This is a genomic window from Algoriphagus sp. 4150 (assembly GCF_031457395.1).
Classification (GTDB): domain Bacteria; phylum Bacteroidota; class Bacteroidia; order Cytophagales; family Cyclobacteriaceae; genus Algoriphagus.
This window is the reverse complement of sequence record NZ_JAVDWS010000042.1, coordinates 1-12,968: the sequence shown is the minus strand read 5'-3', so window position 1 is coordinate 12,968 and position 12,968 is coordinate 1. Positions and strand designations below refer to the sequence as shown.

13 protein-coding genes are annotated in these 12,968 nt (G+C 44.0%); 6 read left to right on the top strand and 7 right to left on the bottom strand.

Going from position 1 to position 12,968, the window contains the following annotated elements; genetic code table 11:
• Positions 1 to 391: 391 nt before the first annotated feature.
• From J2X69_RS24175 to J2X69_RS24160, 4 genes are all read right to left on the bottom strand, one after another.
• A complete protein-coding gene (locus J2X69_RS24175; RefSeq protein ID WP_310109272.1) occupies positions 392 to 1,621 on the bottom strand; it encodes an ATP-binding protein in 1,230 nt (409 codons plus the stop codon).
• A gap of 125 nt (positions 1,622 to 1,746) precedes the next feature.
• Positions 1,747 to 2,334 (bottom strand): glutamine amidotransferase-related protein, encoded by a 588-nt coding sequence (locus J2X69_RS24170; RefSeq protein ID WP_310109269.1) that lies wholly within the window; start codon positions 2,332 to 2,334, stop codon positions 1,747 to 1,749.
• The gene (locus J2X69_RS24165) at positions 2,315 to 2,863 is read right to left on the bottom strand and encodes a CvpA family protein (RefSeq protein WP_310109267.1); all 549 of its coding nucleotides are present in this window, start codon (positions 2,861 to 2,863) and stop codon (positions 2,315 to 2,317) included. Before J2X69_RS24165 ends, J2X69_RS24170 begins: the two co-directional genes overlap by 20 nt.
• Position 2,864: 1 nt before the next feature.
• Positions 2,865 to 3,317, bottom strand: a complete 453-nt coding sequence (locus tag J2X69_RS24160; protein ID WP_310109265.1) for a GatB/YqeY domain-containing protein — start codon at positions 3,315 to 3,317, stop codon at positions 2,865 to 2,867.
• Positions 3,318 to 3,379: 62 nt separating this feature from the next.
• On the opposite strand from J2X69_RS24160, the gene J2X69_RS24155 reads away from it, so the two are divergent.
• The 6 genes from J2X69_RS24155 to J2X69_RS24130 all read left to right on the top strand — a co-directional run bounded on the left by J2X69_RS24155 (position 3,380) and on the right by J2X69_RS24130 (position 9,046).
• Positions 3,380 to 4,096 (top strand): pyridoxine 5'-phosphate synthase, encoded by a 717-nt coding sequence (locus J2X69_RS24155; protein ID WP_310109275.1) that lies wholly within the window; start codon positions 3,380 to 3,382, stop codon positions 4,094 to 4,096.
• A 152-nt stretch (positions 4,097 to 4,248) separates the two neighbouring features.
• Positions 4,249 to 5,007, top strand: coding sequence for an alpha/beta fold hydrolase (locus J2X69_RS24150; RefSeq protein WP_310109263.1), 759 nt, complete (start codon positions 4,249 to 4,251; stop codon positions 5,005 to 5,007).
• 92 nt (positions 5,008 to 5,099) lie between these two features.
• Positions 5,100 to 5,816 carry an SAM-dependent methyltransferase gene (locus tag J2X69_RS24145; RefSeq protein ID WP_310109259.1) on the top strand — a complete coding sequence of 239 codons (717 nt, stop codon included), beginning with the start codon at positions 5,100 to 5,102 and terminating at the stop codon, positions 5,814 to 5,816.
• Positions 5,817 to 5,819: 3 nt separating this feature from the next.
• On the top strand, positions 5,820 to 6,890 hold the full coding sequence (locus J2X69_RS24140; RefSeq protein WP_310109256.1) for a membrane dipeptidase: 1,071 nt from the start codon (positions 5,820 to 5,822) through the stop codon (positions 6,888 to 6,890).
• A gap of 240 nt (positions 6,891 to 7,130) precedes the next feature.
• Complete coding sequence (locus J2X69_RS24135) at positions 7,131 to 7,928, top strand: SDR family oxidoreductase (protein ID WP_310109253.1); 798 nt, start codon at positions 7,131 to 7,133, stop codon at positions 7,926 to 7,928.
• 227 nt (positions 7,929 to 8,155) lie between these two features.
• Positions 8,156 to 9,046: an SMP-30/gluconolactonase/LRE family protein gene (locus tag J2X69_RS24130; RefSeq protein ID WP_310109250.1), complete on the top strand. Its 891-nt coding sequence runs from the start codon at positions 8,156 to 8,158 to the stop codon at positions 9,044 to 9,046.
• Positions 9,047 to 9,192: 146 nt separating this feature from the next.
• On the opposite strand, the gene J2X69_RS24125 is transcribed toward J2X69_RS24130, so the two are convergent.
• The 3 genes from J2X69_RS24125 to J2X69_RS24115 all read right to left on the bottom strand — a co-directional run bounded on the left by J2X69_RS24125 (position 9,193) and on the right by J2X69_RS24115 (position 12,866).
• Positions 9,193 to 9,615: a DoxX family protein gene (locus J2X69_RS24125; RefSeq protein WP_310109247.1), complete on the bottom strand. Its 423-nt coding sequence runs from the start codon at positions 9,613 to 9,615 to the stop codon at positions 9,193 to 9,195.
• A complete protein-coding gene (locus tag J2X69_RS24120; protein WP_310109244.1) occupies positions 9,612 to 10,688 on the bottom strand; it encodes an efflux RND transporter periplasmic adaptor subunit in 1,077 nt (358 codons plus the stop codon). Before J2X69_RS24120 ends, J2X69_RS24125 begins: the two co-directional genes overlap by 4 nt.
• A 72-nt stretch (positions 10,689 to 10,760) precedes the next feature.
• Entirely contained in the window at positions 10,761 to 12,866 is a 2,106-nt protein-coding gene (locus J2X69_RS24115) for an efflux RND transporter permease subunit (RefSeq protein ID WP_310109241.1), read from the bottom strand.
• Positions 12,867 to 12,968 lie beyond the last annotated feature (102 nt).

Below are 12,968 nucleotides of genomic sequence, written 5' to 3'. Positions count from 1 at the left end.
CCGGTTGATTTCTACGAAAATGGTGGATGCCGGGATTTATAATCATGCCCCTGTGTGTCGCGCTCCCGTCATGGATATTTCATCTGTTTATAATTGTTTTTTCAATTGTCAGATGGAATCTCGCACGATGAATAAACATCACTATGTCATTTGCGACATGCTCGATTTCATGTGTATATAATTTGTTCTTCAACGGCCACATGGAATCCCTGCCTGCGGCAGGCAGGTCGCAGCGTATTTAATCATTACTCTTTGTAACTTTCAGAATAATGCTCGATTTCATAATCAATGACAAAGGTAAGAATTTCGCAGGAGTTGAATACCTGATTTTTCAAGAGCTTTGAAAAGGAGTCCTAAAAGCTCTATGAAAGGAAATCTCAGGATAGCGTCATCATGTCTGAGCAAATCCCTTAAATAAATTTCTGCGAAAGAAATCTTCTGACCAAGGGTATAGATATCCAAAATTGAATTCGATAGCCGGGTACGCTTCTTGAAACACTTGATATTTTGACTCTTTGATTAAGTTTCTATTAAATTTAGCTTCAATGGCAAATGGGTTTTCTACATCAGGCAATACAAAATCCACTTCCTTTCCATCCGCTGTTCGCCAAAAACGAATATGATCAAGGTCATGCTGATCCGCTAGGATCCTGAATAATGTCTGTTCCCACAGTTCACCACGGTCACTTCTAGATGGAATATCCTGGAAGTTATTGATTAGACTGTTTCTTAAACCATTGTCCAAAAAGTAAACTTTAGGCATTTTGACCAGTTCCTTTCTTAGATTCGAATAAAATGGCCGTACCAATGCGACATGAAAACACACTTGCATTACTCTCAAGTAGTTATGAATGGTTTCACTCCTCACCCGAAGTGTATTACTTAATTCATTAAAATTAACCAGCTGCCCAGTCTGCTCTGCAAGTATTTTGAATAATTGATGAAAAACAAGTTCGTTACGCACTCCTGCTTCCAAAATATCCCGTTTAATAAATGAGTTACGTATTTCGCTTAGGATTTCTTTTTTCTCCTTGATGTCAGGCTCAGTTACTACTGAAGGATAACCGCCATAGATCATGAACCTTTCCCATTCCACTTTAAGCCGGTCAATCATTAGGCTTTTATATCCTGGTAATTTTCGAATATTCAATACTTCATTCCACAACTCTACCTTATCCTGAATTGTCAAAAAGTCTTCGAAATCGCAAGTTCTCAATTGAAAAATCCTCTTTCTCCCAGCTAAGGAGTCTCTAAATTTATCATCCAGATAAAATGCGCTACTCCCACTTGCTACGATTTTGATGCGGCTAACGTGATCATCAAATAAGTGTTTTAAAAAATTAGAAGGATCGCCCAAATATTGAATTTCATCAATAAATACGATTGTGCGTTGATCTTGAGAAGAAATGAATGACAAAACATTCAGAGGGTTAGCATCTAGGAGACTTAAAAGTTCTTTATTTTCCAAGTTGATGAAAACGGTGGGAAGCTTATCTTTTTTACACTCATTTTCTAAGTCCCGCAATAAAGTGGATTTACCGGTTTGTCTCGCCCCTGTAAGAATCGTAAACTCTTTTTTGGGAAGATGTTGATATAGATCATTGAAAAGCTTTCGACGCATAAGAAAATAGCCATTTGAATCCAAACTAGTAAAATTATCCGATATTTTTACTAGTACACTAGGGAAATTATCCGATATTTTTACTAGTACACTAGGGAAATTATCCAGCTCTAATCAGACAGCTATCATAAGATCACCTTCGGACTGCCGACTTTTATGCTTTCCACCCACCCCTTCATCAGATCCAATCCGTACTCCGTTAAGTAGGCTTCCGGGTGATACTGAATCCCCAGAATCGGCAAGTCACAGTGCACAATTCCCATGATCTCCCCGGACTCAGTTTCCAAAATCACTTCCAGCTCCTTTGGTAAATCGTAAAGTTGTAACGAATGGTATCGGGTTACATAAAAGTGTTCAGGCAACAATGAGGTTGTGATATGTGAATTCACCTTTCTGATTTGATGGACTTTCCCATGCGTAGGCACAGTATTCTTTTTCAATTTTGCTCCAAAAAATTCGCCGATAGCCTGATGCCCAAGGCAAACGCCCAGCACAGGAATCTTATCATGATAGTAGGATAAGATTTCCGTCAAATTCCCTGCCTGAGACGGTACTCCCGGTCCCGGAGACAAGACCAGCCCATCAAACGCCAGCTTCTTGATTTCTTTCAGAGACACATCATTGCGAAGCACAAGTAATTCCTCGCCTGTCTGCCTTAGCAAATCTGCCAGCATGTGGCTGAAGGAATCGAAATTATCTAGTAAGAGTAGCATCTTTGATTCTCTCCACGATCTCTTCCAACTGCTTCAAACTTCCTTCCACACTGGGGAAATATGGTTCTATTGCCACCACTATTGCAGGAGCAATTGGCTCAATAAAGTACAGCATATCAGAATCCTTGACCCATTTTTCAGGCATATCCAGCTTGAAGAGGCTTGCTAACCAAAAGAACAAGCTGATAAAAAAAGCGGCCTTCACCACCCCAAAAATAGCCCCGACCGTGGCATCCAATGGGCCAAGAAGTACCATATCCATTATCTGCTTCAGTAGCCATCCCACAATCCTGATGATAATCAGGGTAAGAATAAAAATCACTATAAAACCGAAAATGGGAAATCCTAGGTTGAATTCTGTGACATTTTCGGCCAGCCAATCATTCATAGGAGACATAAAATATATCCCCAAGACAATGGCTATCACAAATCCAAAAAGCCCCAGAACCCCAAGAAGGAAACCTGTACGGAATCCTTCGAAGGCTCCCATGGCCAGAATGGCAACTATAATAATATCTATTATGCTCAACTTAGCTGTTCAGTATAGCTTTCACTTTCTCTGAGATCACTTTGCCATCGGCTTTTCCTGCCAGCTGCTTGCTGGCCACCCCCATTACTTTACCCATGTCTTTTGGGCTGGAAGCACCTGTCTGTGCAATTATATCCTTGATTGCGGCGGTGATTTCCTCATCAGTCATGGCTTTGGGAAGGAACTCCTGAAGAATCTTCAACTCCGCCATTTCCACATCATATAAATCAGTTCGGGACTGCTGCTCGTAGATATCAGCTGAGTCTTTTCGCTGCTTCGCGGCTTTGGTCAGCAACTTCAACTCATCTTCTTCGGTGATTTCAGCTTTGGCTCCACTTTTGGTTTCTTCCAAAAGAATCAGCGACTTGATAGATCTCAAAGCTCCCAAACGGGTTTTGTCTTTGGCCATCATTGCTGATTTAATTTCACTTTCTATTTTCTGCTTTAAACTCATTAGTCCTAAGTTTGCGTTACAATTCTAATAATTCAGACAAAAATACCTTTTTCGACTCGGATATGACCAAGCTAAGCGTAAATATTAACAAGATCGCCACTCTACGCAATGCCCGTGGAGCCGACAATCCAAATGTAGTAAAAGTAGCCCTGGACGCAGAGCGCTTTGGAGCACAGGGAATTACCGTCCACCCAAGACCTGACGAACGCCACATTCGCTATCAGGATGTGATCGATCTGTCTAAAGTAGTCACGACAGAATTCAACATCGAGGGCTATCCGGACCATCGCTTCATGGAACTTGTACGCTTGGTCAAACCAGCACAGGCAACCCTCGTTCCTGATCCGCCTACAGCGATTACTTCAAATAACGGTTGGGACACTATTTCAAACCAAAGCATGCTGAAAGATATCGTAGCAGAACTTCACGAATCAGGCGTACGTGTATCTATTTTCATCAATCCGGAGATCAAATACTTTGAACCGGCTAAGCTTACAGGAACTGACCGTGTGGAGCTTTACACCGAGCCCTATGCTTCCCGGTATCCTATCAACCGTGATGCGGCGGTGAAGCCTTATGTGGAAGTGGCAGAAGTGGCGCGGGAATTGGGACTTGGACTGAATGCCGGACACGACCTGGATTTGCAGAATCTAGCCTTCCTGAAGCAAAGTATTCCTTATTTGGATGAGGTTTCCATCGGTCATGCATTGGTATGTGATGCATTATACTATGGCTTGGAAAACACCATTCAGATGTACAGGAGGAAGCTTGAGCAATAAAATTGGAAGATTTGAAAAATGTCGGATGTCAGATGACAGATGCCCGATGTAGCTTATCATATCCATTTGTGTAAAAATAGATTGAATAGAATAATAGAGGTTGGAATACAAATGAACCTCGTAAATCGTATTTCGCAAATCGTAACTCTAAAATGAAATTAAACTTCAAAAAAATAGGCACAGGTAAGCCATTAATTATCCTTCACGGTCTTTTTGGTTCGGCAGACAATTGGTTCAGCATCTCCAAAGAGCTTAAGGACAACTTTACCCTTTACCTTGTAGATCAGCGAAACCACGGTGATTCGCCCCAATCAGATGAGTGGAACTACGAGGTGATGGTGGAGGACTTGAAAGAACTCATGGATAATGAAAGCTTGGCTAAAGCATTTCTGATGGGACACTCTATGGGCGGCAAAACAGCGATGAATTTTGCGCTGAAGTACCCTGAGAAAGTGGAAAAACTGATCGTAGCCGATATTGCCCCCCGTTATTATGCCGTGCATCACCAAAGCATTCTGGATGGATTAAATGCCTTGGATCTGACTGAGATACAATCCCGAAAAGAAGCCGATGATGAGTTGGCCAAATACGTTCCGGAAATCGGAGTCCGTCAATTTTTGCTAAAAAGTCTGGGAAGGGATTCGGATGGATTTATGTGGAAAATCAATCTTCCTGTCATCACAGAGAAAATCAATGAAGTAGGAAAAGCCCTTCCGGAAAGCCAAAAATTTGAAGGCCCTACGCTTTTCTTGGCTGGATCCAACTCCAGCTATATCCAGCAATCTGATCTTGATGATATTGATGCATATTTCCCCAATAATGAAGTGGAATTCATCGCAGACGCAGGCCATTGGCTCCATGCCGAGCAACCGGACGCGGTAGTAGAAGAAATCAGAAGGTTTTTGAAATAGGCACGATCCCGGCTGTTTCATATTAATTGAACTTAGTTTCTGTACTTAAAAAGTCTAATTTCCCGTTCTTTTTCAAACACCACCTTATTAAAATGTCCAAACCTAAAGGAAAACTCTTCCTTATTCCCAATGTATTGGCCGACAATACCCAAGATGCTGTCATCACACCACAGGTAAAAGAGGTAATCACAAACACCAAAGTCTATCTGGTAGAAAATATGCGGACTGCCCGTCGTTACATCAGCAGTCTGAAACTAGGCGTGAACCTAGATCATGTCCATATGGAGATTTTGGACAAAGGCACATCACCGGAGTTTATCAATAGACTGATGCAGCCCCTAATTAACGGTGCTGACATAGGGATTATCTCAGAGGCAGGCTGCCCGGGCATCGCAGATCCCGGAGCACTGGCAGTAGAACATGCACATAAAAAAGGCATTCAGGTAGTCCCGCTTTCCGGTCCGAGTTCCATGTTTATGGCATTGATGGGTTCAGGATTTTCAGGTCAGTCATTTGCCTTTCACGGCTATCTGCCTATCGACAAAAAAGACAAATCTACTGCTATCAAAAAGCTGGAAGCCGAATCTCTACGTGAGAAAAGAGCGCAGATCTTTATGGAAACCCCATTTCGCAACAACCAATTGCTTGAGGATTTGCTGAAGACTTTGGCTCCCCAGACCAAATTGTGCATCGCTAAAAATATCACGGGTTCTGATGAAATGATCCTGACCAAAACCGCTCAAGAATGGAAAGAACTCCCGCTTGATCTCCATAAAATCCCTACTGTTTTCATACTTCAAAGCTTCTAATCCATGTTTACAATCGACGCCCACCTTGATCTGAGTATGAATGCATTGGAATGGAATCGTGACCTCACGCTTCCCGTTTCAGAAATCAATGCCCGGGAAAAGGGACTAAACGACAAACCGGATCGTGGTAATGCAGTAGTTTCCCTGCCGGCACTAAGAGAGGGGACTATAGGACTGGTCGTCGCCACACAAATTGCCCGTTATGTAGCTCCGGGAAATTCACTTCCTGGCTGGCACTCTCCGGAGCAGGCTTGGGCCCAGACCCAAGGTCAGCTCGCTTGGTATCAGGCCATGGTGGAAAAAGGCGAAATGGCACAGATTAGAAATCTTGTCGAGTTGGATGCACACGTTGCGCTGTGGGAAAATGGAGAGGACAATGCCGGAAAACCTGTGGGTTTTATCCTTTCATTAGAAGGAGCCGACTCCATTGTAAGCGTGGACTATTTGGAGAAAGCCTATGAATCTGGGCTTCGTGCGCTTGGTCCGGCCCACTATGGTCCAGGCCGCTACGCACATGGCACAGATGCTTCAGCACCATTGAGCAAAGAAGGAAAAGCACTTATCCGTAAGATGGATGAGTTAGGGATTATCCTAGATGCAACCCATTTGTGTGATTTGGCCTTTTGGGATGCATTGAAAATCTACAATGGCCCCGTCTGGGCAAGCCATAATAACTGCCGGGCACTGGTGGATCACAACCGGCAGTTTTCGGACGAAATGATCAAAGCATTGATTGATCGCGGAGCGGTGATCGGAGCTGCCATGGATGCATGGATGCTTAGTCCGGGATGGGAAAGAGGCAAATCCACTCCGCAAGAAAGAGGCGTGACATTGGAAACTGTTTTGGATCACATGGATCATATTTGTCAGATTGCGGGCAATGCCAATCACATAGGAATCGGTTCGGATTTGGATGGCGCCTTTGGCACGGAGCAATGCCCTGCCGATCTCAAAACCATCGCAGACCTGAATACGATTCCTGAATTATTGCGTAAAAAAGGATATACAGAAAAAGACATCACCAAAGTCATGCATGGGAACTGGTTGAAATTTATCCGAAAAGCATGGGGATAATTACCTTCCGGACTTAGTGTAGGGAGATACTTAAAGCAAAGCTTTTTTGAGGCTTGGAAAAGTATCTTTTATAAATTTTCTTATCTTAAAACACCAAAGACATATTTTCCAGTTATCGAACTATTGTCAAAAGTCCTCAAAAAATTACGTTTCATGCCCCCATGCTGATAATGATAAGTCATGATACCAGGATAAAATCCGTAGTAGAAATAATTACTATTGTTTTAAAACCAACGTACTATGCGACTCAAAGATAAAGTCATTATTGTCACAGGAAGTACAATGGGTATAGGCAAGGCTATTGCCAAAAAAGCCGTTGCTGAAGGTGCAAAGGTCATAATCCATGGGCTCGAAGAAGAATCGGGACTTCAGGTAGTCTATGAATTGGGTGAGGAAAATGCCCGTTTACACATAGAAGATATTTCCAATGCAGGAGCTGCCCAAAGACTTGTAGCATTAGCCGTAGATTCCTGGGGGCGGCTTGACTGCATCGTCAATAACGCGGCAATTGTGGCAGCATCTACCATTTTTGATACTGACAAAGCTTTCTTCACCCGAATGTTGGAAGTGAACACCATAGCCCCTTGTCTTCTGATTCAGGCCGCACTTCCCCATTTGATAGCAAGCCGTGGAGCGGTATTGAATATAGGCTCCATAAATGCCTGGAGCGGAGAGCACAATTTATTGGCATACAGCGTTTCAAAAGGAGCACTAATGACGATGACAAGAAATTTGGGAGATTCTCTTTTCCGTGAAAAAGGGGTGCGGGTCAATCAGATCAACCCGGGCTGGGTGCTTACTGAGAACGAAATTGCACGAAAGAAGGAACATGGACTCGCCGATGACTGGTATCAAAATCTGCCGGAAGTTTTTGCACCGGCCGGCAGAATTATTTTTCCCGAAGAAATAGCCGTAGCAGCTATGTATTGGCTTTCAGATGAAAGCGGGCCTATCAGTGGCCAGGTTGTTGATCTGGAACAATACCCAATGATCGGAAGAAACGTACCAAAAGACGCAGGTACTATTCCACATAGATAATTTACGATGATCCGCTTTTCTGCCAGCGGCAAGGGAACTTCAGACCAGTGGTTCCTATGTGATAAACAAATGGAACATGCCTACCGGCAATATGGAATCATCCTATGAACTTTACAGCTAGCCAACAGTAGCAAGAATAGCAGTCAGAAATGTTCGATATAAGTAAGCAAAACCTATGATCAGCTGACTGCCCATTCAAATAAAGAACCCTCTTACCGGAATCAGATATGACAACAAGAAGTTTAAAAGCCGAACATCTATTTTCTTCACAATGCATGTTGGGAGAAAGTCCATTTTGGCATGCCAAGCGACAAAGTTTTTTCTGGGTGGATATAGAGAACGGAAAATTATTTGAGCACAATTTATCCGCTGAGATGACAACGCTTGTCAAGACTTTCCCTCACCGCTTAACCTTGGTTTTGGCAGGAAAAGACAATGACTTGATCCTTGCGCTGGACCGAAAAATTGCTTCATATGATCGGGAATCAGAAGAACTCAAATGGCTGGCAGAAGTAGAGAGCGACCTTCCAATAAACCGCTTCAATGACGGAAAATGTGACGCTAAAGGACGACTTTGGATAGGAACGCTTAGCAGAGAATTCACCGAAGGAGCTGCAAGTCTGTATAAAATAGGTCCCAACCTGAAGCCTGAAAAAATGCTGGACAAGTTGACGATCTCCAATGGCATAGCCTGGACTGAAGACAATCAGACTTTTTACCATATTGATACGCCTACCCTCCAAATCAAAGCATACCGTTTTGAGTTGGGCTCTGGGCAAATTGAATTTGATAGAATTGCGATCGAGATCCCGGAAGAACTGGGATCCCCTGATGGCATGTGTATAGACCAAGAGGGGATGCTCTGGGTAGCTCACTATGGAGGCTCGGGCGTATATCGCTGGAATCCCATGACAGGAAAATTAATCGAAAAGATTGAATTACCCGTCCCCAATGTCACGTCATGTGCTTTTGGAGGAGAAAATATGAACATGCTTTTGATCACCAGCGCTCAGGAAAACATGAGTTCCGAAGATTTAAAAAGCTATCCTAAAAGCGGCGATGTATTTTTGGTAAAGACGGAAACGAAGGGAATTGATGCGAACCGTTTCTTGTATTGAAGAGGTTTGCCACTTTACTCTGACAATATCAACTAGATATACCTCTCTTTGATCATGTTTATATGATGTATTTCATGCCCAATGATAGACTTTAGAAAGTCATCAAGCGTAACCTCGTATTGCTTCGCCATACCTTTTATTTTCAGTTAGCTATTTCTATCTACCGACCATTTCCCCCCTCCTTTGATAATCAAAAAGATGCTTCCCAGCAGCATAGCCCAATCCGTACGGCTACCATGCATCATAGACCAAAAGCCTTCATCCGCCAAAACCTCAGACTTGGTAGTCGCGATGGCAACCAGCATAATGATAAGGGTAGGAATGGCTGCCAACCTGGTCAATAAGCCAATGAGGATTAATGCACCGCAGAGGATTTCAAAGGCTCCTACAAAAGCCCCCAGAAACTCCGGTGATGGCAGTCCTATTTTCTCGAACCTCCCAGCTCCCCGAATGGCAGGGAAGAGGAATTTTTGAATACCTTCTGAAAGAAAAACAGCACCGACCATCAGTCTGATTAGGAGTATACTTTTGTCCTCAGAGGTTCTTAAAATTTTATCTTTTAGATTCATTGGGATACAATTTTGGTTTTGACTTCAGTTCCGGATTTCAATTCTTCACTTGCTCGCGCCAGCAGTACATCCCCTTCATTCAGATTGCCGAAGATCTCTATTCCATCTTTTTTAGAAATGCCTTCCCGCACATCTATCCATTCTGCTTTACCATCTGTCACACGGATCACAAATTTCCGCTCAAGTGTGGTAGCTATAGCTGCCGGAGGAACGACAAAGGATGAGGCAGGCCTGCTAAGTTCTAGGGTAGCCATGGCGTACATGCCGGGTTTCAGGTGTCCGGATTGGTTTTGGTACTCGTATTCCCAAAGTTCTGTACGGGTATCCGGATCTATACTTCCTGATTTTCGGGCAAGTTTTGCGCTGAACGACTTATCATTCACAGACTCACTGGTAAAGGTTATACTGTCTAGAGTCGGAACACTGTTGACAAATGATTCCTGGACATATATTCTCAACCTGAGTTTGTCGGGACGTTCAATGGTAAGCATGGAAGATTTCCCAACAGTCCCCACAAAATCCCCCACATCCACCAATCTCTTGGTAATGACCCCGTCAAATGGTGCCCTAATAGAAAGGTATGCTTGGAGTTGGCTACTAGCTCTGGCAATGGATTGATAAGAAACCATGGCGGCACTGTCAGCCAGCATACGGTTGCGGGTACTGATCACTTCACTTTCGGAAACCACACCTTCATTTTTAGCGGCTCTTTGAATCCTTTCGTACGTGTCCTTGCTGGCGGAGAAATTGGCTTCCGCCTCTTGGGTTCTCGCATTGGTTTCGGCGTACTGGGCGATTACTTCAGGTGCATCCAGCACAATAAGCAGATCGCCTTTTTTCACTTTATCGCCAATATCCACCAATATCCTTTGCACAAATCCCTGAACTTTAGCATTGATTTCTGCCCGCTCGTAGGGTAATAGTTCGGCGGGTAACTGCATGGCTTTGCTGACTTCCTGTTTTCTCAGGGAGAAGGCATTTTTTGCGTCATCCAGCACCTGTCCCTGCTTTTTTTCTTCTGCACAAGAAAAAAACAAGGCTGCTATTACGGAGACTAAGATTAATCTATTCATTATATCTATATCAAAATTTTCACTTAATCACTATCAATTTCCTACTATTCACTTTTATCTCTTCACGTTCAACTATTCACTCTCCTTTTCATAATACCTACTAAACTCATCATTCGGATTCAAAGACTTACTTTCAAAAGCATGCTTCCCCACCAACGAACGGTAAACCAGAGGCAAAATCAAGAGTGTGCTGAACATAGAGAAAAGCAAGCCCCCGATTACAGCCACACCCAAAGGTGCGATCTGATCCCCTCCTTCACCCATACCCAAAGCCATCGGCATCATCCCCGCTATCATCGCAAAGCTGGTCATCAGAATCGGACGTAGACGATTGGCAGATGAACTAAAGAAAGCCTGTTGATCACCTTGCTTTCTCAGATCTTCGGCGTTGGTTACATAAAGAATCGCATTGGCGACGGCCACCCCCACAGCCATGATCGCTCCCATATAGGACTGAATATTCAAGCTATGTCCTGTGAGAAGCAGCAATATTACTGATCCGCCAATCACTGCGGGAAGAATAGAAATCGTAGCCAAAGAAATCCGGAAGGACTGGAAACTGGCCGCCAGCATCAGAAAGATCACGATAATGGCAATCAAAAGCCCCAGTTGTAGTTCGCCAAGCGTCTGATTAAGCAAATCCACCTGGCCTCTTTTCAGTACTTTCACTCCGGCCGGAAGCTCACCCAGATCCTCAATTGCTGCATCCAATGCGGCAACAGCATTGCCTAAATCCTGCTCATGGACATTTGCCGTCAACGTGATAAACCGTTGCTGGTTCAGACGGTCGTATTCGGCCGGAGTACTGATTCTATGCCAGTCGGCCACGTCTCTCAGGTACACTTTCCGGTCTTTGTCATTCACTATGGGGACCATCTCAATAGATGCTTCCTCATCCATCTGATATTGGGGGTACTCCACCTGCACCTGATAGGCCACTCCCGAGACCGGATCACTCCAGTAATTGGGTCGGGTAAATCGGCTGGAGGAAGTGGCGGTCACCATGGATTTGGCGATCTCATCCACGGTGAGTCCCAATTGTCCTGCCTTGACTCTGTCAATGTCTATTTTCAAGCCCGGATAATCCAGTGGTGTTGCGATTTGAACATCCCGGAAAAATGAAATTTCTTTTAAATTGCTTTCAAGCATTTCGGCGATTTTGAGCGAGGAAGCCAAGTCCTTGCCCAAGACGGCCACTTCGATGGGATTGGTAGAACCCAAGTTCATGACCTGCTCCACCAAATCCCCAGGCTCGAAGGAAAGTTTTGCTTCAGACAATCGCTCTCTAAACCGTTCTCTTAGTTCTTCTTTGAATTCCTCTATTGGCATTATGCCTTTCATTAAGTTGATTCTGATCACGGCTTCATGCGGTCCGCTGGTCCAGAGGTGGATTAGATTGACAGGAAAACTGGAAGGCTGTGTTCCGATGAAAGCTGAAGTGATCTCCACATTTCCCTCGCCCACGATTTCTTCAGTGATTTGAAGTAATTCCTTGGTAGCTTCTTCCGTACGTTCTATACGGGTTCCTGTGGGCATCCGGAGCCGAACCTGCGCTTGGCCGGCATCTACTTTAGGGAAAATATCCAATCCAATGACAAAGAAACCCATGCCCAACAACCCAAAAGCGAAGACGAAATAAGCTGTAAGTGCCAGCCTGCTTTTGTCGCTGATCTTTTGGATAAAGCGGAGGTAGCGCGCCTTAAAGCGGCCGAAACGGGTTTGCTCGCTTTCTTCATGCTTCATTGTCCTCATGATCCATACGGCCATGACAGGCACAAAAGTCATGGACAAAAGAAACGAAGCGATCATTGCAAAACCCACTGCCAGAGACATGGGCATAAACATCCCTCTTGGAACTCCCGACATAAATAAAGCCGGTGCAAAAACGGCCAGAATACTGAAAAGAATAAGCAACTTTGGAGTGACAATTTCCTTACAACCGTCCAGGATAGCGATGGCTTTTCGTTTTCCCATCTCCATGTGCCGGTGGATATTTTCTATCGTCACTGTAGCTTCATCTACCAAAATCCCCACAGCCAAAGCAAGGCCCCCTAGAGTCATGATATTGATGGTTTGTCCTATCAAATTGAGACAGATCACACTGGTCAGCAAAGCGATTGGAATCGTCAATACCACGATCAGGGCTCCCCGACGGTCTCCCAAAAAGAGTAATACCATCAGGCCGGTGACTCGTCCTGAATTGAGTTTACACAAAGTAAACTACTATGAAACGACAAAAAGAAAAAAAAACAAGGGGCATAGGATCTCTGAGTTGGGCAG

Bases quoted from the DNA above. Each gene is read 5' to 3' on its own strand.
- J2X69_RS24120 (WP_310109244.1), bottom strand. From the start codon at position 10,688: ATGAATAGATTAATCTTAGTCTCCGTAATAGCAGCCTTGTTTTTTTCT.
- J2X69_RS24135 (WP_310109253.1), top strand. From the start codon at position 7,131: ATGCGACTCAAAGATAAAGTCATTATTGTCACAGGAAGTACAATGGGT.
- J2X69_RS24130 (WP_310109250.1), top strand. From the start codon at position 8,156: ATGACAACAAGAAGTTTAAAAGCCGAACATCTATTTTCTTCACAATGC.
- J2X69_RS24115 (WP_310109241.1), bottom strand. From the start codon at position 12,866: ATGGTATTACTCTTTTTGGGAGACCGTCGGGGAGCCCTGATCGTGGTA.
- J2X69_RS24125 (WP_310109247.1), bottom strand. From the start codon at position 9,615: ATGAATCTAAAAGATAAAATTTTAAGAACCTCTGAGGACAAAAGTATA.
- J2X69_RS24150 (WP_310109263.1), top strand. From the start codon at position 4,249: ATGAAATTAAACTTCAAAAAAATAGGCACAGGTAAGCCATTAATTATC.
- J2X69_RS24145 (WP_310109259.1), top strand. From the start codon at position 5,100: ATGTCCAAACCTAAAGGAAAACTCTTCCTTATTCCCAATGTATTGGCC.
- J2X69_RS24155 (WP_310109275.1), top strand. From the start codon at position 3,380: ATGACCAAGCTAAGCGTAAATATTAACAAGATCGCCACTCTACGCAAT.
- J2X69_RS24140 (WP_310109256.1), top strand. From the start codon at position 5,820: ATGTTTACAATCGACGCCCACCTTGATCTGAGTATGAATGCATTGGAA.
- J2X69_RS24170 (WP_310109269.1), bottom strand. From the start codon at position 2,334: ATGCTACTCTTACTAGATAATTTCGATTCCTTCAGCCACATGCTGGCA.
- J2X69_RS24175 (WP_310109272.1), bottom strand. From the start codon at position 1,621: ATGCGTCGAAAGCTTTTCAATGATCTATATCAACATCTTCCCAAAAAA.
- J2X69_RS24160 (WP_310109265.1), bottom strand. From the start codon at position 3,317: ATGAGTTTAAAGCAGAAAATAGAAAGTGAAATTAAATCAGCAATGATG.